We start from the raw sequence: 25,359 nt of genomic DNA on the forward strand, positions 1-25,359 counted from the left end.
GATAGGGTGATCTTCTATTAAACTATAGTGCAAGTTTCTGTTATTCCGTCCAAAAAACAATCGCAAAAAAAAGAATTCTTAACTCAAATCAATCTCAATTTGATTTTTCATGATATCATCAAATGTTTCACGCTTTCTGATCAAATGGGCTTTTTTATTATGCCATAACACTTCCGCTGGCCTGTAGCGTGAGTTATAATTACTGGACATGGTAAAACAATAAGCTCCTGCATTTTTAAAACATAATATGTCACCTTCGCTAATTTCATTGATTCTGATATTGTTGGCGAAAGTGTCGGTTTCGCAAATATAACCTACAACGGAATAAAAACGCTCACGACCTTTTGGGTTTGAAATGTTGATGATTTCGTGCTGAGATCCATACAGCATTGGTCTTATCAAATGATTAAAGCCCGAGTCCACTTGTGCGAAAACAGTAGATGTTGTCTGTTTGACCACGTTCACTTTGGTTAGAAAAACACCAGCTTCACTCACCAAAAATTTTCCAGGTTCAAAAGCTAAAGTCAATTCCTTTCCGTATTTTTTGCAGAAGCTATTGAAGCGATCCGTAAGTTTTTGTCCGAGTTCTTCGATATTGGTTTCGATATCACCTTCTTTATAAGGCACCTTAAATCCTGATCCAAAATCAATGAATTCCAAGTCTTTAAAGTTTAAAGCGGTTTCGAATAAAATCTCACTGGCATAAAGAAATACATCAATATCAAGAATGTCACTACCTGTGTGCATATGGATACCATTGATATTCATATTTGTGTTCTCTATAATGCGTAATAAAAGCGGAATTTGATGAATTGAAATTCCAAACTTACTGTCAATATGGCCAACGGAAATATTAGTATTACCACCCGCCATAACGTGCGGATTTATTCTAATACAAACTGGTGTTTTAGGGTGTCGTGTTCCAAATTGTTCCAAAATGGATAAATTATCTATATTGATCTGTACCCCCAGTTTGGACGCCATTTCAATTTCTTCAAGAGAAACGCCGTTAGGAGTGAAGATGATTTGATCTGGCGAAAATCCAGCTTTTAATCCTAATTTAACTTCCTGAATAGACACGGTATCGAGACCAGAACCTAAAGATTTTAAGAATTTCAATACTGAAATATTGGATAATGCTTTAACAGCATAATTGATTTTTAGCTTTTTAACCTTATTGAATGCCGATGTTAGGCGTTTATATTGCGCTCCGATTTTTTCTGAATCATAGACATAAACTGGACTTTCAAAGTCTTTTGCAATCTGAAGTAAGGTTTTTTGTTCCATTTTTTAATTAAATTTTAATAGCCGTAAATCTAAATCCTTTTTTTTACCCGAGCTAAAAAAAAAGTCCCAAAGTCATATAACTTTTGATATAAAGAAATCAAGGCCAACAAACAATACTCAAATTTATTGGTAAAAACATTTAACTTGATTACTTTTGTGCTGCAATTAAATTAGACATTTCCGCTTTGACTGAAGCAGTTTCAGGATGCGAAAAGAGAACAATTATATACTGATCAATATGAATTTACACGAGTATCAAGGAAAAGATATTTTAAGCAGTTTTGGGGTACGTATCCAACGTGGTATTGTAGCGAAAAACGCTAATGAAGCTGTTGCTGCAGCAAAACAATTGACCGCTGAAACCGGAACTGGGTGGCACGTGATCAAAGCACAGGTTCATGCAGGTGGCCGTGGAAAAGGTGGCGGTGTTAAATTGGCCAAAAACCTAAAAGAAGTTGAAGAAATTGCAGGCAAGATTATTGGCATGCAATTGATTACACCTCAAACTTCAGCAGAAGGAAAAAAGGTACATCAAGTATTAGTGGCTGAAGATGTGTATTATCCAGGAGCAAGCGAAACAAGTGAGTTTTATGTGTCAGTGCTTTTGAATAGAAGTACAGGACGTAATATGATCATGTATTCTACAGAAGGAGGTATGGACATAGAAACTGTTGCAGAAGAAACACCACATTTAATCTTTACTGAAGAAATTGATCCAGCTGTAGGTATTTTGCCTTTTCAAGCAAGACGCGTAGCTTTTAACCTTGGTTTGGAAGGGAATGCTTTCAAAGAAATGACCAAGTTTATTACGAACCTATATACTGCATATGATAAATCTGATTCGTCTTTATTTGAAATAAATCCTGTATTGAAAACTAGTGATGACAAAATTATCGCTGTAGATGCCAAGGTTACTATTGATGACAATGCGTTATACAGACATAAGGATTATTTAGATTTACGTGATTTAAGAGAAGAGAGCGCCATTGAAGTTGAAGCCGGTGCTTTAGGTCTGAACTATGTGGATTTAGATGGTAATGTTGGTTGTATGGTGAACGGTGCAGGTTTGGCCATGGCAACTATGGATTTGATAAAACAGGCAGGTGGCGAGCCAGCAAACTTTTTAGATGTAGGAGGTACTGCAGATGCCGCTCGTGTTGAGGCAGCTTTTAGAATCATATTAAAGGATCCGGGTGTAAAAGCTATCTTAATCAATATTTTTGGAGGAATTGTACGTTGTGACAGAGTTGCACAAGGTGTTATTGATGCTTACAAAAATATGGGAAATATCAACGTGCCGATTATTGTACGTTTACAAGGAACAAATGCTGACATCGCTAAAAAATTGATTGATGATTCAGGATTGGACGTTATGAGTGCTACTGAATTCCAGGAGGCTGCTGATAAAGTACAAGCTGTTTTAGCTTAAGTTAGTTTATAGATATTATTTATCTCAGACCTGTCAGGTTTTCAAAACCTGACAGGTCTTTTAATCCCGCAGTTTTAGGGGATCTGACCTCAAAATCTAAACAGAGAGTCTTGAGTTTTTAAAAGCTTTGGACAGATACAGCTTTTAGCACCTATGAGGTCTTTTAGTTAGAGCTTATCGTGATTTCTAAAAAAAAAACACTACACAATGAATGAGGTCGAACCAGTTCTTTTGTGTTTTATAAAAGTATCCTATCTACCTTTTACTCTTTTTTCTTAGGCTTTTCTTCTTTTGCACCTTTCTCTGGTTTTGGTCCGCGCAAATGAATCACTAGACCGTTTAAAAAATTGCGTAACACTTGATCACCACATTCCATATAATTGGGATGGTCTTCTTTTCTGAAAAATGCACCCAATTCGCTTCTGGAGATTCTGAAATCCACAAGTTCTAGGATTTTTACAATTTCGTCATCCCTTAATTGGAGAGCAACTCTTAATTTTTTAAAAATATCGTTATTGGTCATTATAAGTATAGGGTTCGTTTGTTAATATATTTTAGACAAGTTTTGATTGTCTTTTCGTTATGATAAAGCTAAAACTTTTATTTTTCTTAATTCTTAATTCTTAATTCTTAATTCTTAATTCTTAATTCTTAATTCTTAATTCTTAATTAGCCATTGAAAGGCTTCCGGAAAATTTTGTAGCCATAATGTTTCGTTATGTTTTCCGCCTTCTATAATTATATTTTTTATATGTGCCTTCGGAACGCCCTTACTAAGTAAAAGCTTCACCATTTTTTCCTGATCAGGCACCATCTCTTCACTTTCTTCAGAGCCTGACAAAAAGTAAAATTTGGAATCAGGAGACACCTCAGTTTTAGAAATGAAATCAAAAATACGATTACTATACAAAAATGATGGCGAAAAGACCCCTGCATTTCCAAATGTATCAGGGTATTTTATAACTGCATAAAAAGAGAGGAGGCCTCCTAATGAAGAACCAAAGATGGTGGTGTGTTTCACATCATTTAGTGTTCTATAAGTGGCATCAATATGTGGTTTTAAGGTGTTGATGATAAAACTGAGATAGGTATCACCATGTCCACCGCCATATTTTTCATTGGGATATGGTGTCAATTCATCCACCCGCTTTTCATTACCGTGCTCTATTCCAATAATAATAGCTTGTTTGCCAGAAATAGAATCGAGATACTCATCCACCTGCCATTCGCCTACATAAGAGGTTTCTGCATCAAAGAGGTTTTGTGCGTCATGCATATAGATCACAGGATAATTTTTATTGGATTGAGAATAGTCTTTTGGAAGATATACCCAAATGTTCTTATTAACCTGCAACTGTGGCGCGTTTATACTAAATGTTGAAACTTGTGATGACGCTGTGCTTTGTGAATGACAAAGATTACTAACTGTAAAAAGGAATACATATAGAATATGAGGTAATTTCATAAAGACCGAAATTGGATTAGATAACAAATTTATGAATAAACGACGTTTACCGTTCATCAAAACTGAAATTTGATTTGAGAGAATTCGCTGAAACACCAGTTTTTTATAAACATCTCATTTGTAGGGTCTTAAGTAATTTGGGTATTTGAAATCATAATAATACCGTTGAATTACAGAATGTTTTTCGATAAGCTACTCATAATCAACGATTATCAAAATTTAATTTTCTTTAACTTTATAAAAGTAAAATAATTCCCTCTGGTATGATAAATCGTGTAGAAAAGTTGAGTCTTCTTTCAGAAATGATTGCTTTTGCTCAAACTGATGCTTCCATAAAGTCGATAGAATATAAATTCCTTTTAGGAGTTGCCAAACAATTGGAAATATGTCAAGAAGATTTCGATTATTTGTTTGAGTTTCCGGTTACTTATGTGCATTTAAAATCGCATAGTGAGCGTATTGTTCAATTTCATAGACTCGTCTTATTAATGAACCTTGGGCAGCATATGTCAAATAAGGAACTCGTCAAACTCCATAATTTTGGTTTGCGAATGGGTTTGGGCCATGAATCTATAAATCGTGTTTTGGATTTAATGGATAGTTTTCCAAATAAGATCGTTCCGCCCGATTTCTTGATTGATATTTTTAAGGTACAGTATAATTAGGGTTGTCTCTTGTCGGTTATCTGTTTTCAGTCTAACTCCTAAACTTATAAATCTTAACTTCTACTCCTAACTCCGAGCTTCTAGCCTCCAACATCACGCTTTCAACGCCTCCAGCTTCGCTTGATACCCTTTAATATTATCTCTTAGTTGAGCAGCAACAATAAAGTCTAATGCTTTGGCGGCTTGCTCCATAAGTTTACGATTCTCTCTAATTTTCCTTTCTAATTGATCTTTAGTTAAGTACTTGCTTTCAGGTTCTGCTGCTTTTATTGCTTCCATTTCATAGCTATAGGTGCTTACTGAATTTTTTGAGAGTACGTTATCCAAGCTTTTGTTGAGTGCCGTAGGTGTAATGTGGTGTTTTGTATTATAGGCAATTTGTTTTTCACGTCTGTAATTAGTATCATCAATAGTTTTTTGCATACTATTGGTAATTTTGTCTGCATACATTATGGCTTTTCCATTTAAGTGTCGTGCAGCTCTACCTACGGTCTGGGTTAAAGATCGGTTGGATCTCAAAAAACCTTCTTTATCGGCATCCAAAATAGCAACCAAGGATACTTCAGGTAAATCTAACCCTTCACGCAATAAATTAACGCCTACCAATACATCAAAGATTCCTTTACGCAAGTCCTGCATAATTTCTACTCGTTCCAAGGTGTCCACATCGCTATGAATATAACGGACTCTAATTTGAATTCTATCCAAATATTTGGTCAATTCCTCCGCCATGCGTTTGGTCAAGGTAGTGACCAATATCCGCTCGTCTTTATCGACACGTTGGTGAATTTCATCAATCAAATCATCAATCTGATTCAAACTTGGCCTGACCTCAATAACGGGATCCAATAATCCTGTTGGACGAATCAATTGTTCAACAAAAACACCATCACTTTTTTGCATTTCATAATCGGCAGGCGTGGCACTCACATAAATTACTTGATTTTGTAAGGCTTCAAACTCTTCAAACTTCAGTGGTCTGTTATCCATGGCTGCAGGGAGTCTAAAACCATACTCAACAAGGTTCTCTTTTCGGCTTCTATCACCGCCATACATGGCATGCACTTGTGAGATTGTGACATGGCTTTCGTCAACCACCATTAAAAAATCATCAGGAAAATAATCTAACAAACAAAACGGACGCGTTCCAGGTAAGCGACCATCCAAATATCGAGAATAGTTTTCAATTCCAGAACAGTAACCCAATTCGCGAATCATTTCCAAGTCAAACTCTGTACGTTCTTTTAATCGTTTTGCTTCTAAGTGCTTCCCAATCTCCTTAAAATAATCGTGCTGTTTTACCAAATCCTCCTGAATTGATTTAATCGCACCCTGAAGAACTTCAGGAGAGGTTACAAACATATTTGCAGGATAAATGTTGATTTGGTCATAAGTTTCAATAACCTTATTGTTTAGAATATTAAAGGCTTCAATTTCTTCAATTTCATCACCAAAAAAATGGACACGTACGCCATAATCGGCATACCCAGGAAAAATATCAATGGTGTCTCCTTTTATCCTGAAGTTCCCGTGATTAAAATCTGCTTCAGTTCTAGAGTACAGACTTTGCACTAGTTTATGAAGTAATTTCGTTCTAGAAATAACCTGATCTCTTTTAAGGGTAATAACATTTTTTTGAAATTCCACAGGATTTCCAATTCCGTATAAGCACGAGACCGAAGCCACCACTATGACATCACGTCTGCCAGAGAGGAGGGACGAGGTAGTGCTCAATCGCATCTTTTCTATTTCTTCATTGATGGACAGATCTTTCTCTATATAAACTCCTGAGGTTGGAATGTAGGCCTCCGGTTGATAATAATCATAATAAGACACAAAATACTCCACGGCATTATCAGGAAAGAATTGCTTAAATTCAGAGTACAGTTGGGCTGCTAAAGTTTTATTATGTGCCAAGACCAACGTAGGGCGCTGGACTTCTTCGATGACATTGGCCACGGTAAAAGTCTTACCAGAACCCGTTACACCTAGTAGGGTTTGGTATTTTTCATTGTTTTCGATTCCAGCTGATAACAGTTTTATGGCCTGGGGCTGATCACCAGTAGGTTTAAATTCTGATTTGATTTTGAATTTCATTTTGCAAATTTAACCAAAGTTTTTTGAAGATGAACTGATATTTTTATTTAGATGTTTCTGGTCTTTTGTATTGATTCATAGTGTATTTGAGTTAATAAATACAGCATAAAGATTAGATTTAAAATTATTTTTAGATTATTTTTACAGTAGCTTATTTAATATGGTTCCCCTCACTGAACCATTGAGAATAAAAGACACAATTACTTAATCCAAAATTTTTAAAACTCATGAAAAATTTAAAACAATTTACTTTCGTTATTTGTATGCTGATTGCATTCAGTGCTTTTTCACAAACCAAAAAAGATAAAAAGATAATATCTGATGCTAAAGATGCTAAAAAAGAACTTCTTAAAGCTGATCCTGGTCTTTCGAACTATTTTGATAAGGCTGCTGGGTACGTTTTATTTCCAAATGTCGGGAAAGGCGGATTTATTATAGGCGGTGCTTCCGGAAATGGTGTGGTTTATGAACATGGTGTTGCTGTTGGTATGGCTGATTTGAAGAAATTGGATATTGGACTTCAAGCGGGAGGACAAGCTATTATTCAGGTCATGTTTTTCGAGACAGACGTTGACCTAAACAGGTTCAAAGAAGGTAATTTCAAATTTTCTGCTGAAGCGACAGCTGTTGCTGTAGAAAAAGGAGTTGCAGTAAGTACCGGTTATAATGACGGTGTCGCTACGTTTGCATTGCCAAAAGCGGGACTTATGGCCAGTGCCTCTGTAGGGGGTCAGAAATTTGATTATAATGCATTTTACTAAAACCAGGTGATGATTCAATGAAATCATCTTATCTTATACTAACGTCCATGGTAATTTTTATCATGGACGTTTTTTTATGAATTTTAGAATGCTTTAAAAAAAGACACTTGGTTAAAATGTGTTATATGATACTTTAGAAAGAAAGGTTAGCACAAAAGATTTCCTATTAAATTTACTAATATTAACAAAAGCGGGAATTGATCTTCTGAAATGAATTTTTGTCATAGTGTCAATTGATTTGGCCATCAAAGTTTCAAAGAAAAATGACCTTTTACTTCAAAAGTATTGTTATCTTTTTTAATTTTTCCAAAGAACCAATAATCCGTGGAAGGTAACAATCTGCCATTGTAGGTGCCATCCCATCCTTTAGAACTTGATGTTAAGGTCGTGAGAAGCTTACCATATCTATCATAAATATTAATGGTACTACCTGGTAAGGTTTCGATGCCGCTAATGTGCCACGTATCAAAATAGCCGTCATTATTTGGGGTCATGAATTTAGGAGCGTCAATGACCACTACTTCTTTGTTTATTTCAGTACAGCCAACCGCATCAGTAATGGATACCATATGAGAGCCTAGAGTAACATTTTGAAATACATTGGATTCTTGCGGAGGCCCTCCATCCAAACTAAAGAGATAGTTGCCACTGCCACTAATGGTGATAGTGATATTATTGGGGTCTGTAAAATCAACTGTTTCTATGGATTCAATGGTCGCTGATTCATATTCGAGAACATTAAATTCTTGAGTTGTTTGACATCCGAAATCGCCAGTAACTGTCACTGAATATATGCCAACGGCACGAATTTCAATTTCTGGAGTGGTTTCACCAGTTGACCATAGATAGGTATCCGTTGGGTTATGGGTGTCCGCATTGACGATTACAGAGTCAGTCGGATTATTGCTGCAGATTGACTGATCTGGAATATTAACATTAGGTCTTGGATGTACGATGGTGGAAAATTCTGTGGTACTAAAACACCCCGTTTCAGTATTTAAAACCCTTACATATAATGTTTGTCCATCAATTGCCGCATAGGAATTATCTAAAATAGAAGTTCCATTATCTGCAGCAATTTGGCTTTCATGATAGGTAATGATGTGGTTTGCCAAACTTTGATTGCCCAAAATGTCTCCCGATTGATCCGAAAGATCAAAAACTAGTTTACCGTCAGAATCATCGTCACAGCCTTGTAAATCATTAGGTTTGTTTGCTATAGGCAATGGCGTTTCTACTATTGTAAAATCATAATAAGAAACACATCCGGTTATTGTGTTTTCTAATCGTGCAAAAATTTGATCGTTTGCTGAGGTGTAGTTGTAGTCTGTATCCAATGCTGTATCCAACTCGTTCGCCATTGCATCATTGCTAGAATTAAAATAGGTGATTTGAATATTAGATTCTGAGGATATAACACCATCAATATTTGTGAGATCAAAATAGCGCTCAGGATTCGTACAGACAGGATACTCTTTAAAATCATTTGTTGTAGGAGGTGTGGCAATATTTAAAGTAATGGGCAAGGTGACAAAGCAATCATCATCGGACAAGGTGTTATTGATTTTTGCATAGACTGTTTGGCCATTTGATGTATTGGTATAATTTTCAGGGTTTGGGATTTTAATGTCTGCAAAAACGTCGTCTTCAGATTCATGATAAGTGATTCTAATATTTTCTGGTCTAGAATCCAATATTTTTACCACCTGAAGATCGTATACTCCCGGAGAACTCAAATTTGTATCACAGAAATAGAGATCAGTAGGGGCTTCCACTTGCGGTAATGGTACCACATTTACAATAAAGGAGGTCAGAGAATAGCAAAATGTCCCATTATCTATACGTGCAATAATAGTCTGTGGATTCACAGTATTTGTGAAATTTAAATTCGGAATAGGATTGTCATTATTTTCAGCATCTTCATTTGAGGTGTAAAATGTTATTTTATCAGTAGAATTAACTCTTATTTCTGTCTCCTTGATACTTAAATCAAATGTAGCTTTACCATTGTTATCTAAATCATCGCATACAAACACATCGGTGGCATCATTAAAGGAAGGTAAATTGTCTACTTCCAAAACAAAAGTGGAAGTGGCATAACAGGTTGAATCATTTTCAGCTTCCACGCGAACATAAATCGTTTGAGAACCTCCTGTGGTGTTACGATAAGCAGAGAATTTGTCAATTTCTTTTCCGACCTCACGGTTTTCAGCATCTAAGGGGTCTTCGTAATACAAGACTATTTTTTGAGTCTGACCATTTAAAATTTCTTCATCTTTTTCATTAAAATAAAAGTCTGCCACATTACTGCCATCGGAGTTGCAATTTTGAAAATTTGTGATACCGGATTGGGGAAATTTAGGGGGACTATTGATATAAATATAAATAGCACCAATACTGAAACACCCTGTAATCTCATCTTCAATGCGAACAGCAATGTATTTAAACGGAGAACTTCTATAATGTACGGGATCAGCTATAGGATTTTCATCAGCAAATGCCAAGTTTGAATTGTTATAATATGAAATTTTAAATCCGTTCGTATCTGGGACTATGTCGTCGATTACGCTTGTAAGATCGACAATATTATAACCATCAGAAGGATCTTTACAGATTGAAATTGTACCATAGCCAATCGTTGTAGGTGGTGTCACAACATTAATGGTGAGAGGTGCAAATGCAGAACATGACGTCGAGTTGTCGGTTACTCTCACGTAAATAACTTTTGATTGGTCAACATAAATGTAAGCGTCCTCAATCGGTTCAACATCATTTTGATTTTTGAAATATTCGACGGTCGCATTGTCGATACCTCTGGTCACGTAGGAATCGTAAAATTCTAAAACAACATCAGCCTTACCATCTTGATTTTTATCACACCAAACAGGTGGAACAGGATTCGAGAAGTCTAATACAAATGGTGAATTGATAGTGAGGTTGATAGCAATTAATTCCGTACAATTAAGACTCGTTACAGTAGCATAAATGAGCGTCGGACTAGAAGTTAGCACAAATGGAATGGTTTTGTCTAGGGGATTTATGTTATTTTCCTGATCGGTATCATTTTCAAAGAATTCAACTTCAAAGCCCTCGTAATTATCTAAAATATGTCCTTCAACGGCATTTAAATCAAAATCAACAATTCCAGTTTGCAGGTTATCACAGCCATTGAAATCTTCAGTATTTAATCCAGTCAGCGCAATGTTGGTATGTAGTTCCAACGGAAATATAGAAAAACATCCTGTGAGGTTATCAACCAATCTAATATAAACGACTTGAAGATTTGCTTGTACATTTTGATAGTTCCCAATATTAGAGATTGGATTAGAGTTGTTTTCAGCTTCTTCACTTGTTGCATGAACACTCGCTGAAACCCCATTTAAACCATCTAAAATTGTATTTAGTTCAGAAGCGATATCAAATGTAGCAAAACCATCACCAACATCGTTACAAGCATTTATAAATGGTTTTTCTATTTTTATAATAGGGGCCTTGGAGACAGTGATGCCCAGAGTAGTGGTGCTGAAACAACCTGTAGAGGCGTCATAGAGACGTGCATAGAGCGTTTCGTTGGCGCTACTATTTGTGTAAGGTGAGAATAGGGCGTTATTGCCAGCGTTAGCATCCTCAAGATTCAGATGATAGGTGACGAATAAATCAGAAAGATCTGTAAACTTGCTTGTAATTTCTGCATCGACCAGTGTCAGATCAATCTCCGTAAGCCCATCCGGAACAGCATCAACGTCACAAATTTTGAGGGGTTTTGGAGTGGTAATTACAGGGGATGGGTTTACGACCAATCTTCCTCCCGATAGTGATGCACACTTGTTTATTTCATCATATATTCTGATATATATGTCTTGTGGGTTTGACGTGTTTTCAATGATTGTTTTTGGGTTTTCTCCAGATTGAGAGTCTTGTGATGTCAAATGATAAGTTATCGTATAGGTAGATGTAGGTAAGCTTTGTAAGACGTCATCATTTCTAGTTGAAAGATCAAAACTTTCCTTACCATCATTGGAGGCATCATCACACAAAATATAATTTGGAATATTAGGTAAGGTGTCTTGCACATTTAAAGTAACATTGATAGTATCCTCGATTTTACAAAAACTATTACCCAATGGAAGTCGTACTTCAACTCTATAATTGCCTGATGCAGTCACTTCAATCGATTTGTCTTTTGCTTCGGATATCAAAATATTATCCTTGAACCATTCGTAAGTGGCCAAAGGGTTAACACTATTACTATTTAATGTCGTGACATTTGCACACGTTGTAATATCAGGACCTAAATCCACAGTGGCATTAAAACTATTGCCTTCTATAAAAACAGCAGAATCAAGTTCGTGATCAACTTGGTCAGCGATGACAATCTTTATATGATAGGTCACGTTTGGAACAATATTTGTTGATGCTGTTAGCTTGGTGGTGCGCCCGTTATAATTAGTGTCTCCAAGGTTATAACCCTCAAAATATTGTGGGTTTTCAGCAGGACAAGACCCCTCAATCTTAGGATGAATATTTGTCGTGCTTACCGGAATAGAAGTGCCAGGCAACAGTGCAATATTTGTATATGGTGCTGCGGAACCCGCTTCTTTAATTAAAAATGCAAATTTATCAGAATAGCGGCAGGGATTATCACCGAAATATTCTTCTGATGCCAATAAATAATTAAAGGCAATACTATTGGCAGCTGAAATGAAGTCAAATTCAATGGAGGTTGCGTTAAGGGTTCCTGTAATTCCCAACACGGTTTCCAAATCTGGATCCGTACCCCATGAATTAGAACCGTCATTAAGTGGTTCTGAGTTCAGCCCATTACCTGCGGAATTGACGCTTCCGGTACTTAAAAGTAAACCACTTTGAAAAGGAAAATTAGATGTTTCTTTTGTGAAACTGCCGTAACTGGAAAGATTATCAATTGATCCATTGATAGAAGAGGAAATATTGGTTATTTCAACACAACCCTGACCAAGGGTAGTTTGAATTAAATTTTCTAATGAATTGCTGCTATTGGTAGAAATTTGTTGTGCATTAAGCATAAAACAGAGGGCCATAAACACGAAACTTATTATAGAAGTTCTTTTTACCATAAAAAAATCAGAGCTGAAAAGAGGTTAAGTATTAAATAGCCGTCTAAAAATACCAAAAAATCCTCAATATTGAGGATTTTAAAGTTGAGATGGTTTCTTTTATGGCTGAAATACCATTTTTTATATATTCTGCATTTTTTAAACTACAATTAGCGTTTTAGAGCAAAGTGGCCTTTAAGTTGAAAAGAGGTATTGTTCTTTTTTACATCGGCAACAAACCAATAATCTGCGGCTGGCATTTTTGAACCATTATACGTGCCGTCCCAGCCCTTAGAAGTTGAAGTAAGGTGTGTTAATTGTTTTCCGTAACGATCATAGATATTAATTACGGTTCCCGGAAGCGTTTCTACTCCTGTAATATGCCAAGTGTCAAAATAACCATCATCATTTGGAGTCATGAACTTTGGAGTATCAATAACAATCACTTCCTTGGTCACTTCTGAGCACCCATTTAAATCAATTATTGTAATTAAATGCAGACCAATAGGAACACGCTCAAAAACATTCGATTTTTGTGGAGGGTTATCGTCCAAAACATATAGATAGTTTCCAATTCCACTGATGGTCACGGTAATGTTGTTCGGGTCAGAAAAATCTACGGTTTCTGTAAACTCTATGGTTGCCATTTCAGATTCTATAACATTAAAACTCTGAGTTGTTTCACAGCCAAAAATAGTGGTCACTTTAACCCAATATGTTCCTATTTCGGCGATTTCAATTTCTGGTGAGGTCGCATTAGTAGACCATAAATAGCTGTCGTCGCTCTTGTTGGTATTGGCACTGACTAAGAGTGGACCATTATCTAAACAAATGACTTGATCTGGAATGTCGACAACTGGTCTTGGATGCACATAAATTTTAAACTCCGTGGTGCTATAACATCCCGTTGAATTATTTTCAACTCTAACATAAATGACCTCTAAGTCTCTGGCAGCAAATTGTGTATTGAGTGCGTTTAGTCCTGAATTAACATCTTCATTATTGATATGATAGCTTATTTTGAATTTAGCAGCGTCTTGACCATTAAGAATCTTGGAGCTCTGTTGTGATAAATCAAATGTGAAAAGACCATCGAAATTATCATCGCAATGCTCTAAATCAGGAGCGGCATAAGCAATTGGTAATGGCTCAACTTTTAATGTAAATTGATGAGTAGTGAAGCAATTGGTTAGACCATTTTCAATTCTCACATAGAGTTTTTCCAGCGTCGAATTATATTTATACATATTATTCAAGGCATTAGAGGCATTTAATGCATTTTTATGGGTTTTATAATACGAAATAATTAAGTTGGATGTGTCATTCACAAGAATAGCATCCACTTCTGATAAATTATAAATCTTGCTGTCGTTATCACAAATAGTAACGGTATCAATTGAGTTGAATTCCGGTGGTAAATTGACAATTAAATCTAACGGAATAGATAGGTAACACTTTGAAATAGTGTTGGTGAGGCGTACGTAGACAGTTTGTGGGTTTGAAATGTTTGTGTATGATTCCGGTTGCATAATCGGATTCGTTTCATTCTCTAAATCCTCTGGTGTTTCATAATAAGCAATGACCAGATTATTTTGTCTCACATCCAAAATATCGAATTCAGAACTTTTTAAATCGAAGGTCATGCGGCCATCTGCATCAGTGTCACATTGCTCAATAGGTTTAGCAGGATTAGCATCAGGCGCTTTAATGACACCTATACTAAAGCTTGTTATGGAGGCACAAATAGTGCCGTTCTCTATGCGAGCATAAATTTGCTGAGGATTTTTAATATTTGTGTATCTTGTGGCGATAGGATTCATCGCATTCTGGGCATTTGCATAACTGGAGTAAAATGTAATGTCTAGATTGTCATTGATACCAGCAGATATTTCAGCGGCCTTTGATGATAGGTCGAAAATTTCTTTGGAATCATTGGAAATATCGTCACACACAAACCAATCGGATGCTAGGTTAAATTCGGGACTGGTACCTACTTCAATTGTAAAAGATGAAGTGCCATAACAAGAAGCATCTGACGTGTTTTCCACTCTAACATAAATAGTTTGGGGGTTGCTGATGTTTTCATAAACCACGGCTTTATTTAAAGTATTTATTCCTGCATCGGCATCTTCTGATTTTAGATAATATGAAGTGATTTTACCATTTTGACCATTTAGAATTTCAGAATCTTTGGTGTTAAAAATGAATTCTCCGTAGCCATCACTGTCGCTTTCGCAGTAAATATAATTGCTAATAGCAGTAAAGATAGGTAGGGTATTGACAATTATTTTAATAGGTTCTATGGAATGGCACCCAGTTCGTTGGTTCTCTACGCGCGCAAATATCGTTTCATTGCTGGCGTTATAAGATGTGAAATTCCCAATGGCTTCTGTTTTGTTTTCTGCATGATCTAAGCTCGTATGAAAAGAAAACGTTCTATTGCTTTGATCTTTTACCAACTCTTCTATTTTTTTACTTAAATCTATAATAGAAAAGCCATCTTGATCATTGTCACAAATAATAATATCTGCTGGAGTTGTAGTTTCTGGGGCTGGGAGAACGGTGATTTCAAAGCTTTTTACGTCAGAGCATCCTGTGGTTTTCGAGGTGGTACGTGTATATAGTCTTAAAGGATTGGTGGTGTTCTCATAAAAATTTGGTAGGCTATTGACGTTTTTGTCCGCGTCGTCCTGACTTAAATAATAGCGCACAGCGTAGCCCTCCTCTTGGTTTGCTACAGCATAGTCAAAAGAGCTTAAATTAATAGAAGTATAGCCATCTTGATCCGTATCACAATAATTCACAGAACCTATAGATGGAAAATCAACGTACGGATTGAGAAGTAAATCTATCTGTGAAGTTTCACTGCAGGTAGAACTATCTAAAGTAATATAGAGTGTTTTAGGGAATGGCTTCGGAGTATAAGGCAGGGCAGGATTTAATGCGTTGACTTGCATATTTTGATCCTCTATGGTTTCATAGAAAGTAATGGTTACATCAGGAAGATCGTTAATAATGACCTCTGCAATGTCGTTAAGGTCAAAAGAGGGTATTTTGCCATCTTTAACGTCACAAATTGAAAAATCTTTAATTAATGTGCCCGTGAGCAAAAGATTGGTATGTATTTCAAAGGGAGTCACTGAGGCACAGCCGGTAATATCATCTTCAACTCTAATGTAAAGAATTTGAAAATCTTTCTTAGTGTTCAGAAAGCTTGACGGAGTTTCTATGGCATTGCTTCCTGATAAGGCATCATCATATAACTCATGAAAGCTTACGGACACACCCGTTAAACCATTCAAGACATCTGGAGTAATCTCATTAAGGTTGAAATTTGTGAAACCATCATGTTCGGGATCACAAGCGTCTAGGAAGTGCTCCTCTCTGTTGATGATGGGATTATCCAATACAATAATATTAAGCGTTGTTGTACTGGCACATCCTGTTTTAGGGTGTTCAATACGAACATATAATTGCTCCATTTTTGATTGATTGTAGTATGGAGAAGCAATTGGGTTGTCTCCAACATCCGCTTCAGTTGGTGTATGGTGATAGGAGACTATTAAATCAGAGACACCATTGGTTATTTCATGATTTTTTTGATTCAGGTCAATTGATGTCAAGCCATTTTGTGCAACCTCATCGCAAGCAATAAGGTCTGAAGGTGTTGTGATCTGTGGTAGTTCATGCACCACAATATTAAAAGAAGAATAGGCCAAGCAGCCATTTTTGATGTCTTCAATCCTTACAAAAACAGATTGCGGGTTACTGGTATTTGTAATCGGATCCTTGATGGCATTGCTATTATCTAGGGCATCTTGATTATTGTAATGATATGAAATTGTATAATCAGATTTAGGAACCGCCTTAATAACATCGGCATCTTTAGTTTTTAGATCAAAAACCTCTACGCCATCTCCAGAAATATCATCACATAGTCCAAAATCGGCAATAGGTGAAGCCGTCTGGGTTGAACTTAATACAATCGAAACGCTGTCTTCAATGGTACAAAAAGTACTTCCTAAGGGAATTTTAATTTTTACAGTGTAGTTTCCAGATTCATGGGCAGCTAAGGTCGATGCTGTTTCTCCAGAAAGAAGCGCATCCTCCAAGAACCATGAATAGATGCCTTCGGGATTGTCGATGTCCCCATTAAGTACCAATTGATCGGCACAAGTGGTAATATCTTCTCCTAAGTCAACCACAGCAGAAAAGCTATTGCCTTCAATGAAAACGGCGGAATCATAATTTGAATCTGTTTGATCGGCAATAATTAGTTTAATGTGATAGACGACATCAGGAACGGTATTTGCAATGGCGGTCATCACCTTTGTTCTGCCATCGTAATTGGTGTCTCCAAGACCATAGCCTTCAAAGTATTCGGAGTTTGATTCCGAACAAAAACCCACAATTTCGTTATGAATGGTATTGGTGTTAACAGGGGTTGAGGTGCCAGGAATTAGTGCGATATTTGTATAAGGGTCATTGGTTCCGGCCCGTTTGATTAAAAAAGCAAAACCATCCGAATATTCACAAGGAAAATTTCCATAGTATTCTTCAGATGCTAAGAGGTAATTAAACTGAATCTGATTGGAAAGCGATGCGAAATCAAATTCTATAACAGTTGCATTGAGAGTGTTTGAAATGCCTAAGGCAGTTTCAAGGTCGGGGTCTGAAAGCCAATTAGGTTCACCTTCATTTAAGGTTTTTCCTATGGTCTTATTACCTGCAGACGTTACATTTCCCGTTGATAAAATTATGCCATTTTTAAAAGGAAAGTTAGAGTTTCCACGTTCGAAATAACCAAAACTTGAAAATCCGTTGATAGATCCATTCACGGGAGAGGCGATGTTAGAGGTTTCTACACAGCCTTGAATAAGATGATTTTCAATAAGTTCCTGTGGACTGACATTGCCAGTTACAGTGATACGTTGACTGAATGCATTGTTACACAAAATACATGCAAAAACAAGGAGGGAAATTTGGAACGATTTCATTCTTTATAGGTTAAGTCTGAGTAACGAGAATCTCTTTTATGGGCAGGAGGAGATTCTTGAGCTTTAATTAGGGTGAAAAGTAGTTTATTATTAGATGAAATGCAAAATAATACGACAAACAGCATGTAAGATTAACATTTGTTCGTAAAATAATGCCAAGAACTTGAAAAGTAAGACCTTTGTGTTCTTCTCAATATAGAAGTGAGGCTCTTATATGTGGAAGGTGAATGAATTCCCTAAATAATAACTAAGGAAGTGGTTTTGTTCTTTTAATCAATATCTAAATGCACTCTGAGCTGACAAAGGTAAAAGCATATGGAAAAATAAGAAGAACATTAACCTAATCGATTAACGTTTCAGTGTAAAATGACCCTTAAAAACCCTACCGTCTTGCAGTGTTACAGAAAACCAATAATCACTTGTTGGCATTTCTTTCCCTATAAATGTACCGTCCCAACCGCTGCTGAGTGGATTTAGTTCCTTGAGTAGTTTGCCCTTTCTGTCAAAAATATAAATGGTGCTATTGGCTTGAAATTGTTCGTTAATACCATACACTTGCCAACGGTCATTAAAACCATCATTGTTTGGTGTAAAATATTTTGGAAACCCAATTACCGAAATAAGTTCTTCAGTTATTCCGCAACCGTTGCTATCTCTAACATAAACCGTATGAAAACCAGGGACAACATTCTCAAAAGTATTGCTTTTCTGATAGTGTCCATTTCTGACGTCAAGTGCATATTCATAATTACCTTCGCCAATAGCCATCACAGAAATGACGTTATTTCGGGAACCATCATCAATATCAATATTGGAAATGGTGGCAATATTTGAAGGCTGTACACTTATTGTTCTATCTTTAAAACAGCCATGACTGTTGGTGACTCTTACTGAATAGGTTCCCGGTGAATTCACCATGATTTCAGAAGAGCTATCATTTAAAGACTGATTGTCCAAAGACCAACTGTAGGTATAATTGCTGGAGGTATCACCAATCACCCCACCACTAAGGGTGATCATTTCCGGATAATTGTTTAGGCAATAAATGGCCTCAGTCTTCAATTCAATATCAGGCATTTTATAAACAGTGAGTTCTACTTCGCTAATGCCGTAACAGGCATTGCTGTTTTCTACCCTGGCAAAGATAGTTTGTGAATGAACCTGTGTATTCATAAAGCTGTTCGGCAATGGGTTAGTTTCCAGGAGCGCATCCTCGTAAGTTTCATAATACACTAATTCGAGCCCAATGGGCAAGTTATTCAAAACCTGAGTATCGGCGTCAGAAAGAGTGAACGTATAGAAGCCATCTTCAATGCCATCATTGTCACAAGCGTTCAATTGTGCATCATTGGCAGCCGTGGTACTGACCTCTAACGTTAATGTAGCAACGCTGAAACAACCAGTCAAATCATTGGTAACTTTTACATTTAGCACCTGCGAATTTGAATAATTTAAAAAAGCATTGCTATTAACTTCATTTAGGTCATTTTTAAGATCGGTCAGATTTGTGTAAAAACTCAGGCTTCTATCACTTATCCCGCCTGTTATGGCATCTTTAGCCTGGATGAGATTAAAGATGGTATAGCCATCAGAAATGTCGTCCTCATCACATTGGATGAGTGTCGTGTCAAAAGCGCTGGGTAGCGGATTGACCACAAGATCCAAGGGAATAATTTTTCTACAATTGGGGTTGTTTACGTCCTCGATCCTGACATATATTTGCTGTTGATTGGCGACTTCATTATAATATGGACTCTGCAAAGTAGGTGTGCTTTTTTCTGCGGCAGCGAAATCCTTATGATAACTTATGTTGAGCGCAGAAGGATCTTGGCCCTTAAGAATTTCGACACTTTTGGATTCCAGATCAAAATAGGTTCGTCCGTTGTTGTTGTCTCCATCGGCATCACATTCATAGAAGATGGTTGGTTGCTCAAAATCAGGTCCTAAATTGACATTAAGCGAGAAATCGGCAAGTTCAAAACACCCGGTGATCGTATTTGTGATCCTTACCGAAATCTTTTGCGGATTTTCAATATTTGTATACGGACTAGAAAGCGGATCTTTATTGAGGATGGCATCACTCTCATCCAAATGGTAACTAATTGCAATATCAGATTGAGTTCCTCTAATTAGAGGTGTGTTTTCCTCTAATTCAAAACTCGTAAAACCATCGTTATAAGGTAATACAGTATCGCATTCTTCCAAATCAATAGTGGTTAATAAAGTGTTTGCTTGATTGACTGGAGGGGATGAGAATTGAGCAGTTCCTGTCCATTCCAATACAAAGCCACTATTTCCAATGGGTCTGTCAATGACGATGAAATATGTGTCACCAGCCGAGACATCCAGCCATCTGACAAAACTGTCTCCTTGTGGACCAGGACCTTCCGAAGTGTCAAAGGAGCTTTCATTCATCCCGGTTAGATTGTTGCTAGCTCCAGCTGCTGCTGGATTTGTAGTTGAACATCTAATGGCCTGTCCAATATTATTACAAGAAACATTCGGTCCAAAAACAAAAAAATCATAGTCTTCTTCAATGGCGCTGCTATTTGGTCTTAAGATAAAGCCCATAGTACCATCGGTGACCAAAGTTACCTGCAGCCAGATACTATTGTGCTCACTACTTCCACAGGTATTTGAATTGTTCAATTCTTGAATTCCGATGCCACTAACGTCTAAATTCACGCTGGAATTTCCGCAAACAATTACAGCATCACTACAATCCGTGGGGCCTTTTATGAGATCTTGGGCATGGCTGATTTGAATAAAGAACACAGCACTAAATAACAGAAGAAACTTAAGAAGTGTTTTCAAAAAGTGAAACGGTTTAGCATATAGTGAACGATAAGAGACAGGACTTGATCATAATCTGAATTAAGAATTCAATATGTTTGGTTATTTGCACATCCGTCTACATCATAGTTTAAGGTTGAAGTCCCTTTGACTTCTTTTTTAAACACTATTTTTTAAAAAACTTAATTTCTAATAAGCCTTAATAGTGATTTTTAACGTCCGTAGCAATTCCACCAAATATATTATAAATCACGTTGTTTTAATAATCTGTACGATAAAAAAACGAAAATTGCTGTCCAACCCAGAACAATTACTAGTTCATACCAATAAACGGCATAGTCATAAGCCATGTCAATATTTTCGGGGTATTTGGTCATAATCAATCGCTGAAAGGGTTGCTTGATTAAATTTTGCATAGACTCTAAGGGGAAAAAATTCTTTACTTTCCAGGCAATCTCAGAGCTCGTGGCCCTTAATATAATCCAAAACGCAATCCATTCAAAAATATATAGGACGAAAAGAAAAGCCAAGGCAAATGCAGAGCGTTTTAGCAACATACCAAAGAACAGACACAAAGAGAAAAAACCTACCAATTTTATAAAATAGGCCAATAAAAACTCGGTTTCCCTGAAAATAATAGAGGCTTCATTGTAACTTGAATAATAAAGTCCGATGAAAAAAGAGGCCACGGCAATTAAAACAGTGGCTAAAACTGAAAATAATACAATGGTATAAAATTTAGAAAGTATAAATTCCTTTTTACTCAATCCATCAATCAGATTTTGTTTGATGGTTTTGTTACTATACTCATTACCGATCATACTGACAACAACTATCGCAAAAAACAGTTTAAAGAAGGCTGCGAAATAGGTGGTAATATGCCAAATGATTGGAAAATTGAAAATCCCGAGCTCTCCCAATTCCAAAGTAAAAAATCCGAAGAAATTAATTTTTATGGAAGAAAGTATCAAAACCGTAAAAGGCAGTACAAAGGAAATAAATATGAGGACTACACTCGCTCTGTTTAAGAGTAGTTTTTGTAGTTCTAATTTGACGAGTCGTAACATAAATATGGCTTTGATGGATTAGTTGTTGTCAGTTAATTTGAGGAATTGTTCTTCCAGACTTTCTTTGCGTTTTACCAAATGGGAAAGTGTGATGCCTTTTTCAAACATGAGTTTGTTAAAAGTTGAGGCATCCATAGGCTGGTTTAGGAATGCGGTGATGAGCTCGCCTTCTTCTTTTACGCTGATAAAATCTGGATTGTTCTGAAGAAACGACACCAAAGTGCCATGTTGAACCGATTTTAGCTCAAAAAAACCATGACTAGAAATCATTTCGTCCACACGACCTGAGTATAACCGTTCTCCTTTACGAAGAACAAGAACATGAGAACAGACTTTTTCTACTTCGTCCAAAAGATGGGAAGCTAAGAGGATGGTCGTGCCTTCACTAGCAATCTGTTTAATCAAAGTCCGAATTTGATGAATACCCTGCGGATCCAAGCCGTTGGTAGGTTCATCTAAAATTAATATTTCAGGATCATTTAAGAGCGCAGAGGCAATGGCGAGACGTTGCTTCATTCCTAAGGAGAAGTTTTTAAATTTACTATCCTTTCGATCCAAAAGTCCAACAACAGCAAGCTTTTCATCAATCTTACTGTAATCCACATTTTTAATTCTACAAACTAATTTTAAGTTCTGATACCCCGTCATATAAGGATAGAAATTGGGGTTTTCTATAATAGCACCCACTTTTTTAAGAGCATCATGAGTTGTAGTCTGACCGTCAAACCAACTAAACTCACCCGAAGTTTTATTGACTACGTTAAGCACAATCCCTAAAGTGGTGGATTTACCACTCCCGTTAGGACCCAGAATTCCGTAAACATTGCCTTTATTGATGGTAAAAGACAAATCTTTGACCGCTGTCAAATAACCAAATTTTTTGGTTAGGTTTTTGATGGTTAGTATACTTTCCAAGATGTTTTCTGATTGATTAGTTACAAGTATGACGAGTGATACATAATTTTGTTACATCTGTAAATATAAAATCTTACATTTGGAATAACACAAAAATTATGGAAGATCTTAAAATATCATTACGTAAACCCTCATATCCCGTAACGGAGAAATTGCACGAGTATCTTTCTGAATATAACAGAAATATTAGACTGCCTATTTTTTATGAGGATTTGTTGCGCTTTCAAGGGGCCATTACACTTTACGATAAAGATGATAACGATACACTGTGGATAAGGGTGTATTTTAATGAATTTGAACGTCAGGAAATAGATATAAGTTTGAAAAAAGTCTACAGCAGTTTGCATTCCGACGGAAATGATCGTGATGTCTCATTTTTAAATGTTGATGCTATTGATTACTGCACTTTTGGAAATTCTAAACCTTTCCGCATCAAGATCCGGAACATCTTAAATGATAACTACACCTATTTTTATGTTAAAAGGGCCGATGCTTCTCGTATCTATGGCTTGGAATTGGAACACATGCTGTCACCCTATAACTTGAATTTTTTGGTATTTCAGAATACCTTAATAGAAGAACATATTGCTGGAGTTCCTGGAGATGAATTTATAAAAAACATGTTGCCCAATTGTACACCTTCAGAAAAATCGCAAATTGCAAAAGAGTTTGTGAAATTTAACGAGCGCTGTATGATTAGGCTTTTAGGTGATATGCGTTCTTATAACTATGTGATAGTCCCTACACATGATTTTGATCACGTAGTTTATAAAATTAGGGCGATCGATTTTGATCAGCAAAGTTATGAAGGTAAGTTTAACGTATACCGACCACAGTTTTTTAAGGAGAATTTGGCAATGGTGCAATTGGTGCAGGAGAAATTTCAACAAGCATCCATTGATCAATATAAATTGGAAGAACGTTCCATAGTAGCCAAAAGATTAATCAGTTATCACGAACGTATTCGAGAATTATTGGATTGTATGGTGGCTGATACGCTTTCCAAACCAGAACATATCAAGCTTTTGAAAATGACGATTTTTGACTATACCCAAGATTTGAAATTTAAACGCAGTAAGAACATGGGTGAAATTGTAAAAAACGCCCTCGATTTCGTTAAGCGGAATTATGAAACTGTAAATATGAAGGAGTTTAAGGGTATGCGAGGTTATTAAATGTCAAAGTAAAAAGTTGTCCTTTTAGTTCCAATTCTCATCAAAATCCATATTCTCATAATCTTCAACGTCAAAATCATCATCAAACTCATCATAATCATCAAAGTCATCTTCAGCTTCAAATGATTTTTGAGGGGCTTCCGTTGGGATTTGTCCATATACAAACATCAAATTTGGATAATTTGTGCCTTCAACTTCTTCAACTATTTCAGCCAATTCCACGTAAAATGTCCACATGCTGAAAAAATCGTACACGTAAATTAATTTAGTTTGTGATTCTTTAACAACTGTATTTAAGGGAGTTTCTCCCATGGTTCTGCTTTCGTCGTAACTTTCACCAGTATCAAACATTGAGATTTCTTCACCTTGATTCCAGTCTTCGTCACTCACATAAAAGGAGGCCATTTCAATACCATCAAACCCAAACGCTTGGGTTATGCTATTGTGTAAATCTTCAAGAGTATCTGTATCTCTTATTTCTATATCTCTAAAAACATCATCATCAGTGTCGTTGTCAAGAATAATTCTGAATCTGTAAACCATGGGTAAATTTTGATTTGCAAAGGTAAGACTTTTTCTATTATCTGCTAAAGCGATGTAAGGTAAATGTCATGGCAGAAAGGAGGAAGAATGCGCCAATTTGATGTGCCACTCCCAGCCATAACGGAACGCCATATATGATGGTTAGTACGCCCAATAAAAATTGAAAACACACAAGAATGAGAAGGCTATTGATGGCTTTGTCTTGCATTGAGGTCAGTGCCATTTGTTTGCCACGATACCAGATAATGCCAATAAATATCACGACCACATACGCAATGGTACGGTGTACAAACTGAATGCCACTTGGGTTCTCAATTAGGTTTAAATAAAACGGATCAATGGCATAAGCTGATTCATGGATAAATTTACCTTCATTCATAAATGGCCAATGATTGTGCAATAAGCCTGCCTTTAAACCTGCAACAAAACCACCATAAATAATTTGGATTGCCAAAACGGTATAACCACTAATAATAAGATTTCTGAAGCTTTTGTCAATGGATTTCTTATGGGGAAACTTTAAATCCAGAGCCACCCAAAGAGTGGCTGCAAACGTGAAGAAGGCAGTTGTTAGATGAGCGGATAGACGGTAATGGCTTACGTTTGGCATATCTACCAATCCGCTTTTAACCATGTACCAACCTAAAAAACCTTGAAACCCACCAAGAAAAAGCAGGACAAGACATTTATTGATAGTTTTGGAAGTCAATTGTTTGGTTAGTAGAAAATAGATAAACGGGATGATAAAGACCATACCAATCAACCTTCCGATGACACGATGTAGCCATTCCCAAAAATAAATACCTTTAAAATCTGATAAAGTAAAATGTGAATGCAGCTTTTGAAATTCAGGATATTGTTGATAAAGATCAAAAGCTTCCTGCCACTCTGCATCATTCAACGGAGGAATGGTGCCCGTAATGATCTTATAGTCTGAAATGGATAGGCCAGAATCCGTTAATCTAGTAATCCCACCAACTACAACCATGATAAAAAGTAGTGTACAACCCGTTAGAAGCCAATAGATGACCTTCTTGTTATCTTTTTGTTTTGCCATTGTTTATTTGAAATTGAAATTCAAAATAAAATT

Annotated in this window: 14 protein-coding genes and 1 pseudogene; 4 read left to right on the plus strand and 11 right to left on the minus strand. The window is 36.4% G+C overall.

Features of this window, described 5'->3' with window-relative positions; all coding sequences use genetic code 11:
* Positions 1–78: 78 nt before the first annotated feature.
* Positions 79–1,287: a diaminopimelate decarboxylase gene (gene lysA / locus G525_RS0101375; RefSeq protein ID WP_027124542.1), complete on the minus strand. Its 1,209-nt coding sequence runs from the start codon at positions 1,285–1,287 to the stop codon at positions 79–81.
* 238 nt (positions 1,288–1,525) lie between these two features.
* Between lysA and sucC the strand changes: the two genes are divergently transcribed.
* Entirely contained in the window at positions 1,526–2,716 is a 1,191-nt protein-coding gene (gene sucC / locus G525_RS0101380; RefSeq protein WP_027124543.1) for an ADP-forming succinate--CoA ligase subunit beta, read from the plus strand.
* A gap of 271 nt (positions 2,717–2,987) precedes the next feature.
* Here the strand turns inward: sucC and G525_RS0101385 are convergent.
* Positions 2,988–3,239 (minus strand): annotated as a pseudogene (locus G525_RS0101385) (DUF1456 family protein); the annotation flags it as partial.
* 135 nt (positions 3,240–3,374) lie between these two features.
* A complete protein-coding gene (locus G525_RS0101390) occupies positions 3,375–4,181 on the minus strand; it encodes an alpha/beta hydrolase (RefSeq protein ID WP_027124545.1) in 807 nt (268 codons plus the stop codon).
* 263 nt (positions 4,182–4,444) lie between these two features.
* On the opposite strand from G525_RS0101390, the gene G525_RS0101395 reads away from it, so the two are divergent.
* Complete coding sequence (locus tag G525_RS0101395) at positions 4,445–4,846, plus strand: hypothetical protein (RefSeq protein WP_027124546.1); 402 nt, start codon at positions 4,445–4,447, stop codon at positions 4,844–4,846.
* A gap of 93 nt (positions 4,847–4,939) precedes the next feature.
* Here G525_RS0101395 and uvrB read toward each other — a convergent pair whose 3' ends face one another.
* A complete protein-coding gene (uvrB, locus tag G525_RS0101400) occupies positions 4,940–6,943 on the minus strand; it encodes an excinuclease ABC subunit UvrB (RefSeq protein ID WP_027124547.1) in 2,004 nt (667 codons plus the stop codon).
* A 227-nt stretch (positions 6,944–7,170) separates the two neighbouring features.
* Here uvrB and G525_RS0101405 point away from each other — a divergent pair, with 227 nt between their 5' ends.
* The gene (locus tag G525_RS0101405; protein WP_027124548.1) at positions 7,171–7,704 is read left to right on the plus strand and encodes a lipid-binding SYLF domain-containing protein; all 534 of its coding nucleotides are present in this window, start codon (positions 7,171–7,173) and stop codon (positions 7,702–7,704) included.
* A 245-nt stretch (positions 7,705–7,949) separates the two neighbouring features.
* Here the strand turns inward: G525_RS0101405 and G525_RS0101410 are convergent, their stop codons facing one another.
* The 5 genes from G525_RS0101410 to G525_RS0101430 all read right to left on the minus strand — a co-directional run bounded on the left by G525_RS0101410 (position 7,950) and on the right by G525_RS0101430 (position 22,551).
* Entirely contained in the window at positions 7,950–12,764 is a 4,815-nt protein-coding gene (locus G525_RS0101410) for a T9SS type B sorting domain-containing protein (protein WP_035478835.1), read from the minus strand.
* Positions 12,765–12,949: 185 nt separating this feature from the next.
* Positions 12,950–17,776 carry a T9SS type B sorting domain-containing protein gene (locus G525_RS0101415; protein WP_027124550.1) on the minus strand — a complete coding sequence of 1,609 codons (4,827 nt, stop codon included), beginning with the start codon at positions 17,774–17,776 and terminating at the stop codon, positions 12,950–12,952.
* A gap of 348 nt (positions 17,777–18,124) precedes the next feature.
* Positions 18,125–20,590 carry a T9SS type B sorting domain-containing protein gene (locus G525_RS0101420; protein WP_027124551.1) on the minus strand — a complete coding sequence of 822 codons (2,466 nt, stop codon included), beginning with the start codon at positions 20,588–20,590 and terminating at the stop codon, positions 18,125–18,127.
* A gap of 221 nt (positions 20,591–20,811) precedes the next feature.
* On the minus strand, positions 20,812–21,636 hold the full coding sequence (locus G525_RS0101425) for an ABC transporter permease (RefSeq protein ID WP_027124552.1): 825 nt from the start codon (positions 21,634–21,636) through the stop codon (positions 20,812–20,814).
* An 18-nt stretch (positions 21,637–21,654) separates the two neighbouring features.
* Positions 21,655–22,551 (minus strand): ABC transporter ATP-binding protein, encoded by an 897-nt coding sequence (locus G525_RS0101430; RefSeq protein WP_027124553.1) that lies wholly within the window; start codon positions 22,549–22,551, stop codon positions 21,655–21,657.
* 98 nt (positions 22,552–22,649) lie between these two features.
* On the opposite strand from G525_RS0101430, the gene G525_RS0101435 reads away from it, so the two are divergent.
* A complete protein-coding gene (locus G525_RS0101435; protein ID WP_027124554.1) occupies positions 22,650–23,726 on the plus strand; it encodes a hypothetical protein in 1,077 nt (358 codons plus the stop codon).
* Positions 23,727–23,750: 24 nt separating this feature from the next.
* Here the strand turns inward: G525_RS0101435 and G525_RS0101440 are convergent, their stop codons facing one another.
* Both G525_RS0101440 and G525_RS0101445 read right to left on the minus strand, forming a co-directional pair.
* Entirely contained in the window at positions 23,751–24,269 is a 519-nt protein-coding gene (locus tag G525_RS0101440) for an IS1096 element passenger TnpR family protein (protein WP_027124555.1), read from the minus strand.
* Positions 24,270–24,306: 37 nt separating this feature from the next.
* Positions 24,307–25,326, minus strand: coding sequence for a COX15/CtaA family protein (locus tag G525_RS0101445; RefSeq protein ID WP_027124556.1), 1,020 nt, complete (start codon positions 25,324–25,326; stop codon positions 24,307–24,309).
* Positions 25,327–25,359: the final 33 nt, after the last annotated feature.

The organism is Gelidibacter mesophilus DSM 14095, assembly GCF_000423005.1.
GTDB classification, from domain to species: domain Bacteria; phylum Bacteroidota; class Bacteroidia; order Flavobacteriales; family Flavobacteriaceae; genus Gelidibacter; species Gelidibacter mesophilus.

Bases quoted from the DNA above. Each gene is read 5' to 3' on its own strand.
- lysA (WP_027124542.1), bottom strand. From the start codon at position 1,287: ATGGAACAAAAAACCTTACTTCAGATTGCAAAAGACTTTGAAAGTCCA.
- sucC (WP_027124543.1), top strand. From the start codon at position 1,526: ATGAATTTACACGAGTATCAAGGAAAAGATATTTTAAGCAGTTTTGGG.
- G525_RS0101390 (WP_027124545.1), bottom strand. From the start codon at position 4,181: ATGAAATTACCTCATATTCTATATGTATTCCTTTTTACAGTTAGTAAT.
- G525_RS0101395 (WP_027124546.1), top strand. From the start codon at position 4,445: ATGATAAATCGTGTAGAAAAGTTGAGTCTTCTTTCAGAAATGATTGCT.
- uvrB (WP_027124547.1), bottom strand. From the start codon at position 6,943: ATGAAATTCAAAATCAAATCAGAATTTAAACCTACTGGTGATCAGCCC.
- G525_RS0101405 (WP_027124548.1), top strand. From the start codon at position 7,171: ATGAAAAATTTAAAACAATTTACTTTCGTTATTTGTATGCTGATTGCA.
- G525_RS0101410 (WP_035478835.1), bottom strand. From the start codon at position 12,764: ATGGCCCTCTGTTTTATGCTTAATGCACAACAAATTTCTACCAATAGC.
- G525_RS0101415 (WP_027124550.1), bottom strand. From the start codon at position 17,776: ATGAAATCGTTCCAAATTTCCCTCCTTGTTTTTGCATGTATTTTGTGT.
- G525_RS0101425 (WP_027124552.1), bottom strand. From the start codon at position 21,636: ATGTTACGACTCGTCAAATTAGAACTACAAAAACTACTCTTAAACAGA.
- G525_RS0101435 (WP_027124554.1), top strand. From the start codon at position 22,650: ATGGAAGATCTTAAAATATCATTACGTAAACCCTCATATCCCGTAACG.
- G525_RS0101440 (WP_027124555.1), bottom strand. From the start codon at position 24,269: ATGGTTTACAGATTCAGAATTATTCTTGACAACGACACTGATGATGAT.
- G525_RS0101445 (WP_027124556.1), bottom strand. From the start codon at position 25,326: ATGGCAAAACAAAAAGATAACAAGAAGGTCATCTATTGGCTTCTAACG.